Below are 19,119 nucleotides of genomic sequence, written 5' to 3'. Positions count from 1 at the left end.
TAGCAAAAACAAAAAACCTACTGAAAACAGTAGGTTTTTACGTGAACGCAGAAGGATTCGAACCTTCGACCGCCTGCTTAGAAGGCAGGTGCTCTATCCAGCTGAGCTATGCGTCCATTATTTTTATTTTAAACCGCCTGCTTAGAAGTCAGGTGCTCTAAAATTTGTCGGGGTGGCAGGATTCGAACCTGCGGCCTCCTGCTCCCAAAGCAGGCGCGATAACCGGGCTACGCTACACCCCGAGGTGTAAAAAGCGGAGAGTAAGGGATTCGAACCCTTGGTACAGTTTCCCATACGCATGTTTAGCAAACATGTCCTTTCGGCCTCTCAGGCAACTCTCCAAAATCTTTATATTAATAAGAACGTTTCTCTTTAAGCGGTTGCAAATGTAAGGTATCATAACAATATTTACAACATTTTATTTTCTTTTTTTAATTATTAATTTTTTCTATTCATGAATTCCTTAAAAATCAAATATATAGAAACAGCTATTTTATTAAGCTGTAATTTATATCGATTATCTTTAACTTAAAAAGCTAAATTCTACAAAAAATAGTAAATTTGCAAAACAAACGAACAAACCATAATATTAATACCATAGTTTATGACTAATAAAATAGTAATTGTTGCAGCTGCAAGAACACCAATAGGAAGTTTTATGGGCGCTTTATCTTCTGTTCCTGCTCCACATCTTGGCGCAGCGGCTATTAAAGGAGCTTTACATAAAATAAATTTAGATCCTAATCTAGTGGACGAAGTATTTATGGGTAATGTAGTGCAAGCAGGTGTTGGGCAAGCACCAGCAAGACAAGCGGCACTATTTGCAGGTCTATCGAATGATGTTGTTTGTACCACAGTAAATAAAGTATGTGCTTCGGGAATGAAATCTATTATGATGGGGGCTCAGGCAATTATGGCTGGAGATGCAGAAATTGTTGTAGCTGGTGGAATGGAGAATATGAGCAGTATTCCGCATTATGTTCATATGAGAAACGGAGTGAAATTTGGTCCAACTACCCTGATGGACGGAATGCAAAAAGACGGTTTAGTTGATGCTTACGATAATAATGCCATGGGTGTTGCTGCCGATTTATGTGCATCTGAATATAAAATATCTCGTGAAGAGCAAGATGCTTTTGCAATCGAATCGTATGAAAGATCTGCTAAAGCATGGGAAGCAGGAAAATTTGATTCAGAAATTGTTCCTGTTGCTGTACCGCAAAGAAAAGGTGATTCAATAATAGTTACCAAAGACGAAGAATTTACCAATGTAAAATTAGATAAAATACCTTCATTAAATGCCGTATTCACTAAAGACGGAACGGTAACCGCTGCCAACGCTTCAACTATTAATGACGGAGCAGCCGCAGTAATTATAATGAGTGAAGATAAAGCAAAAGCAATGGGATTAACTCCCCTAGCCTATATAAAATCCTACGCAGATGCAGCGCAAGAACCAAAATGGTTTACTACTGCTCCTGCAAAAGCAGTCAACAAAGCGTTAAGCAAAGCCAACTTAAAATTAAGCAATGTAGATTATTTTGAATTTAATGAAGCATTTGCAGTTGTTGGTTTGGCGAATGCCAAAATCTTAGGTTTAAACACAAGCAACATCAATGTAAATGGCGGAGCAGTTTCTTTAGGACATCCTCTTGGATGCTCAGGAGCAAGAATTGTAGTTACCTTATTGAATGTATTGAAACAAAACAATGCCAAAACCGGAGTTGCAGCAATTTGTAATGGTGGTGGTGGTGCATCGGCAATTATAATCGAAAACATCTAATTAATTCCATTTTAAATGTTTGGAATATGTAATTTATCAATAATCCCGTTACGAGCTGAACCTAGTGATCGTAGTGAAATAGTTTCTCAAGTATTGTTTGGGGAACATTTTTCTGTGCTAGAAAAAAACAAGCAATGGACAAAAATAAAATTGCATTTTGATGATTATGAAGGCTGGGTTGATTGCAAACAATTTCAAACAATTACCAAAGAAAATTATGAACTACTTAGCAATCAGGATACTATTCTTAATGCTGATTTAGTAGAATATATTTCAATTACAGATAATTCGTTAATTCCAATTACACTTGGCGCTTCTTTATCTTTTATAGATATTCCAGAAATTAATATAAAAAATTACCAATTTGAAGGATTAAAAGCAACAGGAATAAAGGCTAAATCAAATATTATAGCTACTGCTTATTTGTACTTGAATGCACCCTATTTATGGGGTGGCAAAACACCATTTGGAATAGATTGTTCTGGCTTTACGCAAATGGTGTACAAATTAAACGGATACCAATTATTACGAGATGCTTCACAACAAGCTTCACAAGGCGAAGTTTTGAGTTTTATTGAAGAAAGTGAACCGGGTGATTTAGCTTTCTTTGATAATGAAGAAGGAAACATTATTCATGTGGGAATCATGCTAGAAAACAACTACATTATTCATGCCAGCGGAAAAGTTCGTGTTGACCGATTGGATCACCTTGGAATTTATAATGCAGAAACCAACCGACATACCCACCGACTTCGTGTAATTAAGAAAATAATATAATAAAAAAGGCGCTTAAATAAGCGCCTTTTTTATATTCTATCAAATTTTAATTAATAATTAAATTGAGCTTGTAAACGAAGTAAATTACCTTCTTGGAAATTATTTAACAATACTGCATCTTCATATTTTCTTTTTGAAATAGTATATATTGCTGTTAATTCAAAGTTTTTAATAGGTTGCCATTCAACTCCTAATTCAAAATCATTTACTTTATAACTACGAGCATCAAGCTCATGTTTTTTTCCTCCTGAATAATATTGATATTTAACAAACGGGAAAAACTGATTGTCCTTAAGTTTAACATTATAAGATGCCTGAATATATCCACCAGTTAACTTACTTTGATCTATACTTAAATTAGTTTTATTAAACTCGGGACCGGTTCCAATATTGTATTCAGCTTGAAAACCTAAAGGCTTAGGATACAAAATAAATGAAGCAGCAATTCTTTCATCAACATATTCAGCATTATTTTTAGTTGACACACCTGTAGTTTTAGATTGAATTACATATTTACCTTTATATGCCTGAATACCAGCTTCAAATATTTGTCCATTTTTAAATTCAAATGGATAGGTTAATCTTGCAACTATATGCTGATTATTATTTGCCTCGGTTCTATTTGCTGTTTGTCCATTATATGCTCCTATACCTAGAATACCATAATCTCCACTACCCTTAAGTCCATCTTCAACCAACTTTTTAAACAATTCTCTTTTTGATTTTGATGCCCAATAAAAGAAAACTCCTAAATCACGTTCATTTGAAACCGCGCTATTTAATGCATCATTTCTATCTAATGCTATTCTATTTTGAGAAGATTGCATATTTTCAAAACCATACGGAACTTTACTTTGACCAATTCTTAAACGATATTCTTTATCATTATCAAGCGCTAAATCAAAATAAGCATCTCTAATTTGAAAAACCATATTTGTTGTTCCAGCTGAAGATGCGAAATCAGGTTGAATATAAATATAAACTCTATCATGAACATTCCCTGAAAATATAATTCTTCCCCTTCTAACAAAAAAACTATTATTTCCACCCCATGATTTATCGCATTGTTCACAACCTAAATCAGAATTTGTTTCTAATAGTTTATTAAATCTAACTTGTGAATATCCTCTAATATTAATGGTTTCATACCATTTTTTCTTAATTTCAACTTTTTGTTCAGAATCTTTATTTGCGACATTAATGGTTTGAGCATTTAAAGTTATTCCAACAAGTAATATTAAATATTTTTTCATTGTTATTATATACTAAATGTAGGTTTGTATTAGTAATAAATAAAAGTTTATTATATGAAAATTTTCAATAAATAATAGGTTATTGCAGCAATTAAAGCTGAGACTGGAATGGTCAATATCCAGGCCCATATTAATTTAACAGTAACACCCCATCTTACTGCAGAAACTCTCTTAGTCACTCCTACTCCAATAATTGATCCTGTAATGGTGTGTGTTGTTGAAACTGGAACTTTGAAATGCTCTGTAGTAAATAAGGTTAAAGCACCAGCTGATTCGGCAACAACTCCTTCAAAGGCATTTACTTTCGTGATTTTGGAACCCATGGTTTTAACAATTTTCCAACCACCACTTAAAGTACCTAGTCCAATTACTGAATAACAAATTAACGGAATCCAGTTCGGCATGTTTGCTTTAATTCCTTTATCTTCATCAGGTAAAATCACATTTAAATCCAACCAACCGTCTGACATATTAACGTGTGGGTTTAATCTTAAATACACAGCAACTGCAGCAGCAATAATACCCATAACTTTTTGCGAGTCATTTCCTCCATGACCTAAACTAAAAGCTGCAGAGGACATTAATTGCATTTTTTTCAATACATTTTCTGCTTTTGAAGTAGAAAAACTACTGAAAAACAAATTGAATATTGCCAAACTATAAAATATACATGCAACTAATAACCATTTAATATTTGAAGGCTCGCAAATTACAGCCCAAAAATGACTTTCAAATCTTGGCTTTTTGATGTCTTCAAAAGAAACTAAAACACTACTAAAAAACCAAAAAGCTAAGATCATTAAAATTGCAGTAAATATTTTTGGAATAATATTTTTCTTTGAAGAATACATTAACCAAATAGAAATGAAATAGGAAATTATCATCCCTAATAATGGTGCAAAAACAATGAAAAGTAAAACTACTACAACACCTGAAGGTAATAACTCGCCTTCTTTAGCGGCTTTAAACCAGTTAACAATTTTAAAACCTGCATGTTCGGGATCACTAACTGAAGACAATCCATGAGCAATAGCTGCACCAGCAAAGCCACCAATTAAGGTATGTGAAGATGAAGAAGGAATACCTTTCCACCAGGTGATTAAATTCCAAATAATAGCTGCGATAATTCCAGCTAAAATTGTAACCAAATCTATACTACTGGTATGAGCAGTTTTTGCAACTGTATCCGCTACTCCAAATCCAAAAACCCAATACGCTAGAAAATTAAAAAATGCAGCCCATAATACAGCTTGAAAAGGAGTCAATACTTTAGTTGCTACAATAGTAGCAATAGAATTGGCTGCATCATGAAACCCATTAATATAATCAAATACTAGAGCTAATACAATAATTAAAATAAGTAAATTAAAATCCATAAAGTTGATTTATTATATAACTATTAGGAATGTTTTACAGAAATCTGTTCCATAACATTTGCTACACTTTTGCATTTATCAGAAGCCGATTCTAACGCAGATAGCACTTCTTTATATTTAATGATGTTTTTAGCATCATTTTCATTTTCAAAAATATCAGCTACAGCTTTATCAAAAACAGAGTCTGCTTTACTTTCTAATTTATTGATTTTTTTGCAAGTTTCTTTAATTGACTTATGATTTTTCATATCTTTAAGTTCTTTAATACCTGCTCCTATTAACTGACAAGATTCTAAATTAATTTCTGTTAGTTTACGGATTGATTTAGTGATTTTCTCTACTTGATACAAACGCATTTTACTTGCAGCGCTGTACATATAATCAGCAACATTATCAATCGCTTTAATTAAAGAGTGGATATCTTCTCTATCAAAAGGAGTAATAAAGTTTTTACTTAATTCTAAATGTGTTTTTTGAGTTATCTCTTCAATTGTAGCTTCAAGTTCTTCAATTTTTTTGAAATAATCTTCACGTTCTGCTTTAGGTGCGTTCACTGCTTCATGCAATGTTTCTGCAAGAGTTATTAAATTAGCAGAAGCCTGCTCAAATAACGGAAAGAATTTAGTGTCTTTTGGAACTAAAAACTGAAAAATACTGTTTAATGACATAGTTTATTTATTTATTTAATTACGGTGCAATATTAATTCGTCTATGTTAAATTAAGGTTAAATTAATAATAACATGCAGTTATTAATAAAGTTGAATTCATTCATACTAACAAAAAATTAAATTTCACAAAACATTTAAGAAATATAATTGTATTAAGAATCTCAAAGTAATTTGTATTTTAGCCTAATAAATAATTAACCCTTCTATGGACTTAAACTTCAATAAAAACGAAGATCATAATAAACTTTTATTATCCGATTTAAAGCAACGCTTTGCCAAAGTTAAAATGGGTGGCGGTGAAAAAAGAATTGAAAAATTGCATTCGGAAGGCAAAATGACCGCTCGAGAACGAATTGATTATTTACTTGATGCTAAATCTAATTCTATAGAAATTGGCGCTTTTGTTGGAGACGGAATGTATGCCGAACATGGCGGTTGTCCTTCGGGTGGTGTTGTGGTAAAAATCGGCTACATAAAAGGGAAACAATGCATTGTAGTTGCTAATGATGCTACCGTAAAAGCGGGTGCTTGGTTCCCAATTACAGGTAAAAAGAATTTGCGCGCTCAAGAAATCGCCATGGAAAACCGTTTGCCAATCATTTATTTAGTTGATTCTGCTGGGGTTTATTTACCAATGCAGGATGAGATTTTCCCAGACAAGGATCATTTTGGTCGTATTTTTAGAAATAATGCAATAATGAGCAGCTTGGGAATTACCCAAATTGCAGCAGTTATGGGAAGTTGTGTTGCCGGAGGTGCTTACCTTCCTATAATGAGTGACGAAGCCATGATTGTAGATAAAACAGGAAGTATCTTTCTTGCAGGAAGTTATTTAGTTAAAGCAGCAATCGGAGAAAATATTGACAATGAAACGCTAGGTGGTGCTACCACGCACTGCGAAATATCTGGTGTAACTGATTATAAAGCGAAAGATGATAAAGATGCTTTAGACCGAATAAAAAGTATCGTTGGTAAAATTGGAGATTATGACAAAGCAGGTTTTAATCGTGAAAAACCGCAAAAACCAGCTTTAGCTGAAGAAGATATTTTTGGAATACTTCCTAAGTCGCGTGCCGAACAATATGACATGATGGAAATTATCAAAAGAATGGTTGACAATTCGGAGGTGGATATGTACAAAGAAGATTACGGAAAATCAATCATTACTTGTTATGCACGAATTGATGGCTGGGCAGTTGGAATTGTTGCCAACCAAAGAATGGTTTCCAAAACTAAAAAAGGAGAGATTCAATTTGGTGGTGTGATTTATTCTGATTCAGCTGACAAGGCAACCCGATTTATTGCGAATTGCAATCAAAAGAAAATTCCGTTAGTATTTGTTCAAGATGTAACTGGTTTTATGGTTGGATCAAAAAGCGAACATGGTGGTATCATTAAAGATGGTGCCAAAATGGTAAATGCCGTAGCTAACTCGGTGGTGCCAAAATTTACGGTTATTGTAGGAAACTCCTATGGCGCAGGAAACTATGCTATGTGCGGAAAAGCTTATGACCCAAGATTGATTTTTGCCTGGCCAAGTGCTGAGCTAGCTGTAATGGGTGGTACACAAGCTGCCAAAGTATTAGCACAAATTGAAGCTTCTGCTCTTAAAGCCAAAGGCGAAGTAATTGACGAGGTAAAAGAAAAAGAATTGTTTGATAAAATAAAAGCGCGTTACGACGAGCAAGTATCTCCCTATTATGCCGCTTCAAGATTATGGACAGATGCCATTATTAACCCATTAGATACAAGAACTTGGATCTCTATGGGTATTGAAGCAGCCAACCACGCTCCTATTGAAAAGAAATTTAATTTGGGTGTAATTCAAGTTTAATGCCATGAAAAAACTACTATCGATTTTTGTATTAATTGCTGCTTTTCAAATTGGATTCGCACAAGAAGCAACTACCAGAAAAGACACACTTCAAGGTGGATTAAGACCCGAACGCACATGCTATGATGTATTGCGATACGATTTAAACATCAAAATCAATATTGAAGAAAAATCAATTGTTGGTCATAATGACATTACTTTCAAAGTAGTTGAAAACACTAATAAGATTCAAGTAGATTTATTTGAAAATATGAAAGTAGATTCAATTGTTTTTAATACTAAAAAACTTGACTACAAAAGAGAATTCAATGCCGTTTTCATTGATTTTCCAAATGAAATAAAAAAAGGAAAAGATGAAAAAATCACTTTTTATTATTCTGGAAATCCTATAATTGCTAAAAATGCTCCTTGGGACGGCGGATTTGTATTTAAAAAAGACAAACAAGGAAATCCTTGGATAGCGGTTGCTTGCCAAGGAACTGGGGCTAGTTTGTGGTATCCTGTTAAAGATTCTCAAAGTGACGAACCCGATAATGGCGCAACTATAAAAGTTGCTGTTCCTAACGGTCTAATGAATGTTTCCAACGGAAGATTTATTGGCAGCCAAGACTTGAAAAACGGCTATACCCGTTGGGATTGGGAAGTAAAAAACCCAATTAACACATATGACATTACGGTAAACATTGCCGATTATGCGCACATTCATGACACTCTTGGCGATTTAGACTTAGATTATTATGTATTAAAAGAAAATGAAGCGAAAGCCAAAACCCATTTTGAGGAGGCTAAATTGATGCTTAATTGTTTTCAGAGTAAATTTGGAACCTATCCTTTTATAGAGGATGGCTATAAATTGGTTGAAACTTCTTATTTAGGTATGGAACACCAAAGTGCTGTAGCTTATGGAAATAAGTATAGAAAAGGTTACTTAGGAAGTGATCTTTCTGGAACAGGAATTGGCTTGTTATTTGATTACATCACCATTCACGAAAGTGGCCATGAATGGTTTGGAAACAGCATTACATCAAGAGATATTGCCGACATGTGGATTCATGAAGGATTTACTATGTACTCAGAAGTGGTTTATGTAGAATGCCAGTATGGTGCTGAAAAAGCACAAAAATACATGAATGGCATGAAACGAAATGTCAGTAATGACAAACCTATTATTGGCCCATTTGGCGTAAATAAAGAAGGTTCTGGTGATATGTATTATAAAGGGGCATTGTTATTAAATACGATTCGAAGTGTACTAAATAATGAAGATTTGTGGTGGAAGATTATTTTAGATTATTCAAATACATTCAAACATAAAATAATTGATACGGAAAAAGTTGTTGCTTTTTTCAATAAAGAAAGTAAAATGAATTTAACTCCAATATTCAATCAATACCTGCGTTACGCAACAATTCCCGATTTATTTATTCGAATTAAGAATAACAAACTGGAATATAAATGGAATGCTAGCGAACCTAATTTTAACATGCCTTATGACATAAAAATCAACGGGAAAGAAATTAGAGTTTATCCAACAAAAGACTGGACAACTTCTAAAATCAAAGTTAGTCCGTCAGATGAAATTGAAGTTCCAACAAACAAATTTTATATCAATGCTAATTTAGAAAAGTAGTAACTGATCTTTATTCTAAACTCGCATTTCTGAGGAACTTTCCATTTTCGGTTTCTTTAAATTTTGGAATAAATATTATTTCGCGTGGATGCTCGTATTTATCTAATACATCAAAAGTAGATGAATCTATTTCCATAGTATTTCCCTCTACAACTAACACTACTTTCTCGCCTAATTCTTTATCTTCTTTAGAGGCAATATAGAATCTTCTGTCAATTTTTCCATCTAGTTTTTGCTCTACTTGTTCAGGTATAATTTTTATACCACCACTATTAATTACATTGTCAATTCGACCAAAAAATTTAAACTGATTTTCGTTTACCAATTCTACTAAATCATTGGTAACTACTGTTTCTTCAGCAATTATATTTGGCGCATGAATTACCAAGCAATTTCTGTCATCATAAGAAATAGTAACATTTGGAAGCACTGTAAATATCTTTTCCCCTACTCTTTTTGCAGCAATATGAGTTATTGTTTCAGTCATTCCATAGGTTTCATAAACTTGTGTAGGCAATTTCATTAGTTCTTTTTCTAAAGAAGCACTAATTCGGGCACCACCCACAATTAATTTTTTCACATTCTTCAATTCTTTTAAAGAATTTTGAGCTTGCATTGGAACCATAGCAACAAAATCATATTTTTCTTCCAATCCTTCCATTGGATGGGAACTTGGAGCTACAAAATCTAAATCTAAACCTAAAATAATAGAACGAATAAGCATCATTTTTCCGGCTACATATTTAACTGGTAAACATTGCAAAGCTCTGTTACCGGGATTCAATCCAAAGAAATCTCCGGTTGCTAATGCCGAATTAACCATTGCTTGCTTATCGACTTTAATAATTTTGGGAGTTCCTGTAGAGCCCGAAGTTTGCATTTCGATATAGGTTTTACTATCAAACCAATCTAATAAAAAATCACCAACTGGCTTTTCAAAATCTTCTCCTTCTTTTATAAAACTGTAAGCAACACGGCATAAATCATCTTTATCTAGCTGAAAGCCATTAAGTTTAAATTGGTTGTGAACGTTTTCGTAGGTAACATGAATCATGATCTCGCTATTTAATATGGTTATAAACTTATTTTACCAGTAAGTTTTTCTTTCCAATTGGTCCATTGGTATTTCTTACTAAAGATAAATAATAAAATAGGAAATATTATAAATACAGGAATAAATATTTCCCACATTCCTCCTGGAGTTGAAGTGTCTTTAAATAACGAATTTGTTTGTATTGCAGTCCAATCCGAAGTCACTAATAATGCAGTAATTAGATTATTGGCTGCGTGAAAACCCAGAGCCAATTCCAATCCTTCATCCATTAGTGTTAATATACCTAAAAACAAGCCAGTACCTATATAATAAACTAATACCCAATACCCTATTTTATCAACTTCGGGATTCAAAATATGCATGGAGCCAAAAATCACTGAAGTCATCAGTAACGGAAACCATTTATTTAAAGACAAGTTTGCAAATCCTTGCATTAAATAGCCTCTAAATACATATTCTTCAGTACTTGTTTGAATTGGTATTAATACCGTTGCTATTATAAACAATAAGGCAAATGGCACTGGTTTGAAATTCCAAACTAAGGTGCCTGGATTCATATAATAGATAACAATTGTTGATACAATTGTAAATAAAGTCCAAAGTGTAAATGAAAAAATAATTCTTCCCCAATCTACTTTTTTTCTTGATGTAGTTATTTCTAAAAGTGATTGTTTGTGAAAGTATTTTACAACTAAAATTAGTCCGATAAACCCAAAAACAAAAGACAACATCATTAAAAAAAGCGACAAATTAGAATCTAATGATTTTAATACCTCGTTAGCATTAGTTGGAATTTTGTTAGTTTTTAAGCTTTCATTTAAGAAAGCTAAACTTAATGGAATTTGACCTAGTGTGGCCGCACCAATAATGATAATTGACCCTAAAATGTATTTCCAAAAATCATTGTTTTTATTTATTCCTTGTTCAATAAACATTGTTATAATTATTAAATTTTATTTTTGCATCCACTAAAGTAACATAAAAAATCACATTACATAAACTTGTACAAAAAAATGATAACAATTTACCATAATCCAAGATGCGGAAAATCTAGAGAATGTTTGGCATATTTAGAAAAATCAAATAGGTCGTTTGAAATTGTAAAATATTTAGATAATCCGATTAGTGAGGAAAAATTAACTGAAATAATAACTAAACTTAATATCCCTGCAATAGAATTAGTTCGAACAAAAGAAAAAATTTGGATTGAACAATACAAAGGAAAACAACTTACAGAAGCAGATATCATAACGGCTATTTTGGAAAATCCAATTTTAATGGAAAGACCTGTTGTTATATATAATAACAAAGCAATCATTGCAAGACCCTTAAACCTAATTGAATCGCTCTTTTAATTTATTTGCATACATTAATTAGGTATTGCTTAAACGATTGATTATTTTTGTAGTCATATTGTTATCAAGAAATTTTACACCATATCATGAAAATATTTAAATTATTTTTAACCTTACTACTATTATTTGCCTCAATTATAAATTATTCTCAAAATAAAACTGAGGGAAAGAAAATAAAAATATCAGGTAAGGTTATTGAAAAAGGAACCAACACCCCTCTTGAATACAGTACAATTTCATTAAAAAGTTTAGCAACAAACAAAGTAGTTGCTGGAGGTGTAACAAATGTATCTGGAGAATTTAACTTTGATGCAACACCAGGAACATATATTGTGAAAATTGAATTTATTTCATTTAAATCATTAGAATTAAAAGAAAAATCATTCACGACTGATACAAATCTTGGTATAATTTCACTTCAATCAGATGCAAAACAACTTAATGATGTAGTAATAAAAAGTGAAAAAGCTTCTGTAGAAATTAAATTAGACAAGAAAATATATAATGTTGGACAAGACATGACAGTTAAAGGCGGAACTGCCAGTGATGTATTGGATAATGTACCTTCTGTTAGCGTTGATGGTGATGGGAATGTAAGTTTAAGGGGAAATGAAAATGTAAGAATATTTATTGATGGACGACCTACAAATGCTATAAATATTGCAGAAGCTTTAAGAATTATATCTGCTGATGCTATTGAAAAAGTTGAAGTAATTACAAATCCATCTGCGCGTTATGATGCCGAAGGCGGAGCCGGAATAATTAATATTGTACTTAAAAAAGGAAAGAATAACGGCATCAATGGAACATTCATTGCAACAGTTGGAAATCCTAGAAATTATAATGCAACAGGAACAATCAACTTTAAAAGAACAAAATTTAACTTATACTCTACAATTGGATTCAATGATAACAATTCACCCGGTCGAACATTAACCGATTCTGATTATCTTAACCCTGACGGCTCTATTTACAAATCTATAAAAGAGCGGATAAACCGTTCTTCGATAAGGCAAGGGTACAATTATAGTTTTGGAATGGATTTGTTTTTAAATAAATCAACTACATGGACAAACGTTGTTTTCTTTAGAAAAAATGATGGTTCAAGTCCAATAAATGATGTAATTAACAATTATGAAGTGAATAATAACTTTGTTTCAAATCGATTTAATGATCAAGTTAATTATTCAACAGGTTTTGATTATAATTCAAATTTTAGTAAAAAATTCAAAAAAGAGGGACATGTTTTAACAATTGAAGGTACCCTTTCAAAAAATAACGATAAAGATTTTTCTACAATAACTAACTCATTTTTAGGCGCAACAAGCAATACTACAATTGAATCATCAAAGTATTATCAAACTCAAAATAGGTATTTATTACAGGCTGATTATGTTTTGCCAATGGCAACAAACAGTCAATTTGAAGCAGGATATAGAGGGAATTATAATGAATTTATTAATGATTTTCAAGTTGGAAGTATTGATAATTTGGGCAACTACAACTCATATACCAATTTTACAAATATATTTGATTATAGCGAAAGTATCCATGCCATATATTCACAATTTGGATCTAAAATAAATAAGTTTTCTTATTTACTTGGAATGCGATTTGAAGATTCAAGAATTGATACAAAGCTATTACTAACCGATTTTAGTTATTTAAGAAAATACAGCAACTTTTTTCCAAGTGCATTTTTTACCTATCAAATTACAGATCAAAGCACAGTTTCTATTAATTATAGTAAGCGAATTGAAAGACCTAGAAACCGATTTATTATTCCGTTTCCAAACAACTATACAAGTAACATAAATTTATTTGTAGGAAATCCAAATATTAATCCTTCTTTCACCGATGCACTTGACTTTGCTTACATGAGTAAGTTTAAGAAAGTTACCTTAACGACTTCTTTATATTACAATAGAAATAAAAATCCATTTCAATTTGTAAGAAGACCCACGGGGGATATTATAAGCATTATTGTAAACGGATTGCCTGTAGATACTCCTGTTTATTTATCTACTGCTGAGAATTTAGACACCGATACCAGATTTGGATTTGAGTTTACTATGAATTATACTCCCTTTAAATGGTGGAAGTTGAATGGAAATTTTAACTTCTTTAAAAGTACGATTATAGGTAATTTCAAATACACCCTAAACGGATCTACAGATTTAATTAATCAGGATGTATATAAAGAATCCTCAAGTTGGTTTACAAGAATTTCGTCAAAAGTTACTTTACCATATAAAATTGAATGGCAAACCAATGCAACTTATACTGCGCCACAAAATAATTTTCAAGGAAAAAGTGTTGGAGTATTTGCTGCAAATTTAGCATTTAGCAAAGATATAATGAAGGATAAAGCAACCATTTCACTAAATGTTAATGATGTTTTAAATTCTAGAAAAAGAATTATGCAAACCAATTTACCAACCTTAAATTCATACAGTGAAATGCAATTTCGTGAAAGACAAATAAACTTGTCCTTTACTTATCGTTTCAATAAACAAAAATCGGAAAGAGAAAACAAGCCTAGAAGAGAAGGCGAAGGTGAAGGAGGAGATTTTTAAGGTAATTTATAGTTGATACTAAAATAAAAAGCCCCGAATTATCGGGGCTTTTTATTTATATATGAAATGGAATTATTACTCTGCTTCTAATTCTCTTTTTTCTCTTCTTTCTTTTAACAACTCTTTAGTTGCGCCAAAAACCCAGTAGAAAACGAAATTAATTAAGAACATCATTAACCAAAAACCAATTGTTAATATGGTCAAGAACAATAAGAATCCTAAATATTGAGCGAATGTAAACATATCTTTTTGAAATTTTCTTTATAAATATAGGTCAAAGATAATTCTAAAATTTTATTCTACAAATAATTTAAAGTAAATTATCAACAAGATTTTAAACAATTAAAACCAATTCTTTTTCTTAAAGTAATAAATCATTCCTGAAAATAAAATAAACATAAAAGCAAGTATGGCAAAATATCCATATTTCCAATCTAATTCAGGCATATACTTAAAGTTCATGCCATAAACTCCAACAATAAAAGTTAGCGGCATAAAAAACACAGAAACTAATGTTAGCGTTTTCATAACCTCATTCATTTTGTGACTTTGAGTAGAAAAAAAGAAATTAGCAGCACTGTCCAGAGTAGTTAAGTCATATTCAATTTGATCTAATAATTCTAAGCATTTTTGATGTAATCGTTCAAAAAATGTAAAATTATTATCTTCGATTGTATTAAATACATTATCATCTTTTATGCTTTTTATGGAGTATAAAGAATCCCTAAGCGGTATAATAGATCTTTTTAAAAAATTATAATTATCTCTATGTTTTTCAATTTGTTCTAATATTGAAAGATCGGTGCTTTTTTTGGATTGATTTATTAATTCTTCAACTTTATCTTCTTCATTTTCGATGGTTATGTAGAAGTTTTCCATAATTGCATCCAATAATAAAAACAATAAGTAATCTACTTGTTTTGTTCGAACAATTCCTGAATGCGTTTTAATCCGTTCTCGAATGTGTGTGAAAAATTCACTTCTTTTTTCTTGAAATGAAACTAAAATTCCGTTTTTCATCAAGAAACTAATTTGCTCAACTTTAATATTATCCGAATCTGCATCTGGCAATAATGACTTAATGTTAAAAAACAAAATATCATGGTATTCATCCAACTTTGTTCGCTTAGTTGTATTCAATATGTCAGATAACATAAAGTTATCTACACCAAGAAATTCGCCAATTTCAACAATAATATCCGAATCGTTTAAACCATGCACATTTATCCAATTGACTTTATTAAAATCAACATATTTATTTAAATCAATAATTTTAAAATCATGAAATTCCTCAACATCTAGATCATTGTATGTAAATAGTTGAATCTCTGTTTTTATAAATTTATGACTTCCTGTGTATTCTAAATGTGTAGGTTGTACTTTTTTTACTTTTTTATATTTTATTTTTCGCACCTTATTTTATTTTGTATAAATTTATAAATAATTATTTTTTAAAAAGTAATTTTACCCAAAATCATTTCATGAAAACATTAATTACTAACATACGAGAACTTTTACAAATTCGGGATGCTTCAATAAATAAAGTATCCGGAGTTGAAATGAAACAATTACCTTCCATAAAGAATGCTTATTTAATAATTGAAGACGATCGTATTGCTGATTTTGGAACAATGAAAAATTGCCCTGAAATCAAAGTCGACATTACCATTGATGCAACAGGAAAAGTTGTACTTCCAACTTGGTGCGATAGTCATACGCATATTGTTTACGCAGGAAATAGAGTTTTAGAATTTGTTGATCGAATAAACGGATTGAGTTATGAAGAAATAGCTAATCGTGGTGGAGGTATTTTAAATTCAGCAAAAAAACTAAACGAAACCAGTGAAGAGGAGCTGTTCGAACAATCAAAAGTACGCTTAGAACAAATTATGCAGCAAGGAACTGGAGCCGTTGAAATTAAATCGGGTTACGGATTAACTGTAGCTGGTGAAATTAAAATGCTTCGGGTAATCAAAAAGTTGGCTGAAAATTATCCTATTAAAATAAAAGCAACCTTTCTTGGGGCTCACGCCTTCCCTGCTGAATACAAAGACAATCATTCAAGTTACATAGATTTAATTATAAATGAAATGTTGCCTAAAATTGCTAAAGAAAATCTTGCCGATTATATTGATGCCTTTTGCGAAACGGGATACTTTTCTGTTGAAGAAACCGAACGCATCATGGAAGCGGGAAAGAAACATAGTTTACAAGCAAAAATTCATGTCAATCAATTTAATGCCATCAACGGAATAAATGCTTGTGTTAAACACAACGCACTTTCTGTTGATCACCTTGAAGTTGTAACTGATGAAGACATTGAAGCATTAAAAAATTCGGATACTATGCCAGTGGCACTTCCCTCCTGTTCCTATTTTATTAGCATTCCATACACACCTGCAAGAAAATTGATTGATGCTGGTTTACCTTTGGCTTTGGCAACCGATTTCAATCCCGGAACTACTCCGTCAGGAAATATGAATTTTGTAGTTGCAACTGCTTGTATCAAAATGAAAATGACGCCCGAAGAAGCCATAAATGCAGCAACTATTAATGGCGCCTATGCAATGGGAATTTCAGATACACATGGAAGTATTACAATTGGTAAAAAAGCCAACCTAATTATAAGCAAAGGGGTTTCCTCTTTTTATCAATTACCTTATGAATTTGGAAGTGATTTAATTGATACCGTAATTATAGAAGGAAAAAGGATAAAATAAAAAAATCCGCGAAGTAACTTGTAATTAGTTAATCCGCGGATGATTATTTTAAGTTACCTTATTACCTTAATGTAAAAGTCGATTTAGTAACCAATTGATTTTTATCAAATAAATTCACATAATAAGTTCCTGCGGCAAAATCTTTACCTGGCAAGTCATGAACCACATCAACGGTTTTGTTTTCATATTTAACTCCTGCAGTAAAGCTATAAGTTAATGATTTATCACCAAAATAAATAGTTGCTTTATCACCAAGAACATTATTTTTACTGTCAATAATTTGAACATAATAGGTCTTATCGCCTGATTTTGCAATGCTATTTTCAGCAATAGTAAAACTAACTTTAAGCACATCTACTCTACTCGCTTTATCAGTTTCAATATGTTTACCAGAACCTTTTAATTTGAAAGTAGCTGTTTTTAGATTCAATATTGAAAGTTTAGATCCTTTTTCTACCGTTTTAGCTAATTCTTCATTTTGACCAACCAATACTTGATTGTAATTTTTTGAATCAGCCAATACTACAGTTGTGCTATCTAAATTAGTTTTTAAAGTTTGATTTTGTTTTTTTAACACATCAACTTCTTTTAGCATGGTATTCATTTTTGTTTGTAATGCTAAAAATTGTTGTTTGTATTTTAATAAAGAAAGCTCATTAACTTTAGATTTTTCTAATTGAGCCATTAGCCCAACAACTTTTTCTCTTTCTGCAATAAGATCATCAGACATCGTTGTATTTTCAGCAATTGCAGCATCATAACTGTCTTTAAGAAATTGTAAATCTTTCATTACATTTTCTTTTTCAGTTTTCACCGATTTAACTTCGGTTGTAAGCATTGAAGCCTCTTGAGATAATTTAACATTGTAAAATACACTACATAAAAGTAGGAATAGCAATACAAATATTATAATTTTTTGATTTGAGTTATTTTTTTGATTTTCCATTTGGGATTAATTTTGTTTAGCAAATTTAATAATATTTAATTGTATAACGATAGTTTGTACAATTATATTATTTTTGGACTCAAACAAACAACAAAATGGAAAAACTAATCCGTTTTACGGCTTCCGATTTATCCAAAATTACCAACTACCGAAGTGGTGAAGTAAAATTTGGAGAAAAAATGATTACCATTCCAAAAGAGCAAGAAATTGTTTCTTTCCTTCAGTCCTGTGAATCCCAATTTGTTTTATTTGGAATTCCAGAAGACATTGGCATTAGAGCCAATTATGGACGTCCAGGAGCAAATTCAGCATGGGAAAGCGCTATTAAAAGTATTGCCAATATTCAGCATAATCGTTTTTGCAAAGGATCACAAATTATTGTTTTGGGTGCATTAGACACATCTGAAGAAATGCAAGCGATTGAAAGTTTGGATTTCAATGTTACTGAAGATCGCAAAAAAATGTGTGATTTGGTTTCAATAATCGATAAAGAAGTAGCACACATAATTGCTACAATTGTAAAAGCAGGAAAAACACCAATTGTAATTGGCGGCGGACATAACAATGCCTATGGAAATATTAAAGGAACTGCTTTAGGAAAAGGAAAACCAATTAACGCAGTGAATTTTGATGCCCATTCCGATTTTAGAATTTTAGAAGGTCGTCACAGTGGAAATGGTTTTTCATATGCCTTTGAAGAAGGGTTTTTAAAAAAATATTTCATATTTGGATTACATCACAGTTATACATCAAAAAGTGTTTTAGATAAACTTAAAACTCTAAAAGAGCGTGTTCTTTACAATACCTACGACAGTATGAAAATCAAAAGAACAAAAGACTTTGATTCTGAAATGCAGTTGGCGTTAGATTTCATTAATAACGATTATTACGGTGTTGAAATTGATTTGGATTCTATTCCAAATATTCCTTGTAGCGCGATGACTTTAAGTGGTTTTTCTGTAGAAGAATTGCGTCAGTTTATTTATTTCTTTGGCAACCATGAAAATGCAGCCTATTTACATATTTGCGAAGGCGCTCCAAGTTTAGATCATGAAAAGAACAATCATTTAGTTGGAAAATTAATTGGTTATCTAATTACCGATTTTATAAAAGCTAAAAATGAATTAGAACTTCCTATATAAAACA

16 protein-coding genes and 3 tRNA genes are annotated in these 19,119 nt (G+C 31.6%); 8 read left to right on the top strand and 11 right to left on the bottom strand.

Annotated elements, in window-relative coordinates:
- Window positions 1–42: 42 nt before the first annotated feature.
- From ABWO08_RS07450 to ABWO08_RS07440, 3 genes are all read right to left on the bottom strand, one after another.
- Window positions 43–116, bottom strand: a tRNA-Arg gene (locus tag ABWO08_RS07450).
- A 51-nt stretch (window positions 117–167) separates the two neighbouring features.
- Window positions 168–242: transfer RNA gene (locus ABWO08_RS07445), tRNA-Pro, on the bottom strand.
- Window positions 243–254: 12 nt separating this feature from the next.
- Window positions 255–341 (bottom strand) — tRNA-Ser (locus tag ABWO08_RS07440).
- A 263-nt stretch (window positions 342–604) separates the two neighbouring features.
- Here ABWO08_RS07440 and ABWO08_RS07435 point away from each other — a divergent pair.
- Both ABWO08_RS07435 and ABWO08_RS07430 read left to right on the top strand, forming a co-directional pair.
- The gene (locus ABWO08_RS07435) at window positions 605–1,783 is read left to right on the top strand and encodes an acetyl-CoA C-acyltransferase (RefSeq protein WP_353084795.1); all 1,179 of its coding nucleotides are present in this window, start codon (window positions 605–607) and stop codon (window positions 1,781–1,783) included.
- A gap of 15 nt (window positions 1,784–1,798) precedes the next feature.
- Window positions 1,799–2,560: a C40 family peptidase gene (locus tag ABWO08_RS07430; protein ID WP_353084794.1), complete on the top strand. Its 762-nt coding sequence runs from the start codon at window positions 1,799–1,801 to the stop codon at window positions 2,558–2,560.
- A 50-nt stretch (window positions 2,561–2,610) separates the two neighbouring features.
- On the opposite strand, the gene ABWO08_RS07425 is transcribed toward ABWO08_RS07430, so the two are convergent.
- From ABWO08_RS07425 to ABWO08_RS07415, 3 genes are read right to left on the bottom strand one after another with little or no spacing between them, the layout of a single operon-like run.
- Window positions 2,611–3,813, bottom strand: coding sequence for a porin (locus ABWO08_RS07425; RefSeq protein ID WP_353084792.1), 1,203 nt, complete (start codon window positions 3,811–3,813; stop codon window positions 2,611–2,613).
- A gap of 50 nt (window positions 3,814–3,863) precedes the next feature.
- Window positions 3,864–5,189 carry an inorganic phosphate transporter gene (locus ABWO08_RS07420; protein WP_353084790.1) on the bottom strand — a complete coding sequence of 442 codons (1,326 nt, stop codon included), beginning with the start codon at window positions 5,187–5,189 and terminating at the stop codon, window positions 3,864–3,866.
- Between the two features lie 23 nt (window positions 5,190–5,212).
- Window positions 5,213–5,857 (bottom strand): DUF47 domain-containing protein, encoded by a 645-nt coding sequence (locus ABWO08_RS07415; RefSeq protein WP_353084788.1) that lies wholly within the window; start codon window positions 5,855–5,857, stop codon window positions 5,213–5,215.
- A 206-nt stretch (window positions 5,858–6,063) separates the two neighbouring features.
- On the opposite strand from ABWO08_RS07415, the gene ABWO08_RS07410 reads away from it, so the two are divergent.
- Both ABWO08_RS07410 and ABWO08_RS07405 read left to right on the top strand, forming a co-directional pair.
- On the top strand, window positions 6,064–7,692 hold the full coding sequence (locus ABWO08_RS07410) for an acyl-CoA carboxylase subunit beta (protein ID WP_353084786.1): 1,629 nt from the start codon (window positions 6,064–6,066) through the stop codon (window positions 7,690–7,692).
- Between the two features lie 4 nt (window positions 7,693–7,696).
- The gene (locus tag ABWO08_RS07405; protein ID WP_353084784.1) at window positions 7,697–9,322 is read left to right on the top strand and encodes a M1 family metallopeptidase; all 1,626 of its coding nucleotides are present in this window, start codon (window positions 7,697–7,699) and stop codon (window positions 9,320–9,322) included.
- Between the two features lie 10 nt (window positions 9,323–9,332).
- Here ABWO08_RS07405 and ABWO08_RS07400 read toward each other — a convergent pair whose 3' ends face one another.
- Window positions 9,333–10,376 (bottom strand): AMP-binding protein, encoded by a 1,044-nt coding sequence (locus ABWO08_RS07400; RefSeq protein WP_353084782.1) that lies wholly within the window; start codon window positions 10,374–10,376, stop codon window positions 9,333–9,335.
- A gap of 20 nt (window positions 10,377–10,396) precedes the next feature.
- Window positions 10,397–11,311 carry a CPBP family intramembrane glutamic endopeptidase gene (locus ABWO08_RS07395; RefSeq protein WP_353084781.1) on the bottom strand — a complete coding sequence of 305 codons (915 nt, stop codon included), beginning with the start codon at window positions 11,309–11,311 and terminating at the stop codon, window positions 10,397–10,399.
- 78 nt (window positions 11,312–11,389) lie between these two features.
- Between ABWO08_RS07395 and arsC the strand changes: the two genes are divergently transcribed.
- Complete coding sequence (gene arsC / locus ABWO08_RS07390; protein WP_353084779.1) at window positions 11,390–11,731, top strand: arsenate reductase (glutaredoxin); 342 nt, start codon at window positions 11,390–11,392, stop codon at window positions 11,729–11,731.
- A gap of 86 nt (window positions 11,732–11,817) precedes the next feature.
- The gene (locus tag ABWO08_RS07385; RefSeq protein ID WP_353084778.1) at window positions 11,818–14,307 is read left to right on the top strand and encodes a TonB-dependent receptor; all 2,490 of its coding nucleotides are present in this window, start codon (window positions 11,818–11,820) and stop codon (window positions 14,305–14,307) included.
- Between the two features lie 75 nt (window positions 14,308–14,382).
- On the opposite strand, the gene ABWO08_RS07380 is transcribed toward ABWO08_RS07385, so the two are convergent.
- Both ABWO08_RS07380 and corA read right to left on the bottom strand, forming a co-directional pair.
- Window positions 14,383–14,550 (bottom strand): hypothetical protein, encoded by a 168-nt coding sequence (locus ABWO08_RS07380; protein WP_353084777.1) that lies wholly within the window; start codon window positions 14,548–14,550, stop codon window positions 14,383–14,385.
- A 99-nt stretch (window positions 14,551–14,649) separates the two neighbouring features.
- The gene (gene corA / locus ABWO08_RS07375; RefSeq protein WP_353084775.1) at window positions 14,650–15,720 is read right to left on the bottom strand and encodes a magnesium/cobalt transporter CorA; all 1,071 of its coding nucleotides are present in this window, start codon (window positions 15,718–15,720) and stop codon (window positions 14,650–14,652) included.
- 68 nt (window positions 15,721–15,788) lie between these two features.
- On the opposite strand from corA, the gene hutI reads away from it, so the two are divergent.
- Window positions 15,789–17,027 carry an imidazolonepropionase gene (gene hutI / locus ABWO08_RS07370; RefSeq protein WP_353084774.1) on the top strand — a complete coding sequence of 413 codons (1,239 nt, stop codon included), beginning with the start codon at window positions 15,789–15,791 and terminating at the stop codon, window positions 17,025–17,027.
- Between the two features lie 61 nt (window positions 17,028–17,088).
- Here the strand turns inward: hutI and ABWO08_RS07365 are convergent, their stop codons facing one another.
- Window positions 17,089–17,973 (bottom strand): DUF8428 domain-containing protein, encoded by an 885-nt coding sequence (locus ABWO08_RS07365; protein ID WP_353084772.1) that lies wholly within the window; start codon window positions 17,971–17,973, stop codon window positions 17,089–17,091.
- A gap of 95 nt (window positions 17,974–18,068) precedes the next feature.
- On the opposite strand from ABWO08_RS07365, the gene ABWO08_RS07360 reads away from it, so the two are divergent.
- Window positions 18,069–19,115, top strand: a complete 1,047-nt coding sequence (locus ABWO08_RS07360; RefSeq protein WP_353084770.1) for a formimidoylglutamase — start codon at window positions 18,069–18,071, stop codon at window positions 19,113–19,115.
- Window positions 19,116–19,119: the final 4 nt, after the last annotated feature.

This window comes from Flavobacterium sp., from assembly GCF_040383245.1.
Classification (GTDB): Bacteria; Bacteroidota; Bacteroidia; order Flavobacteriales; family Flavobacteriaceae; genus Flavobacterium.
Note: the sequence above shows the minus strand (reverse complement) of the source record. Positions and strands in the feature narration are given on the sequence as shown.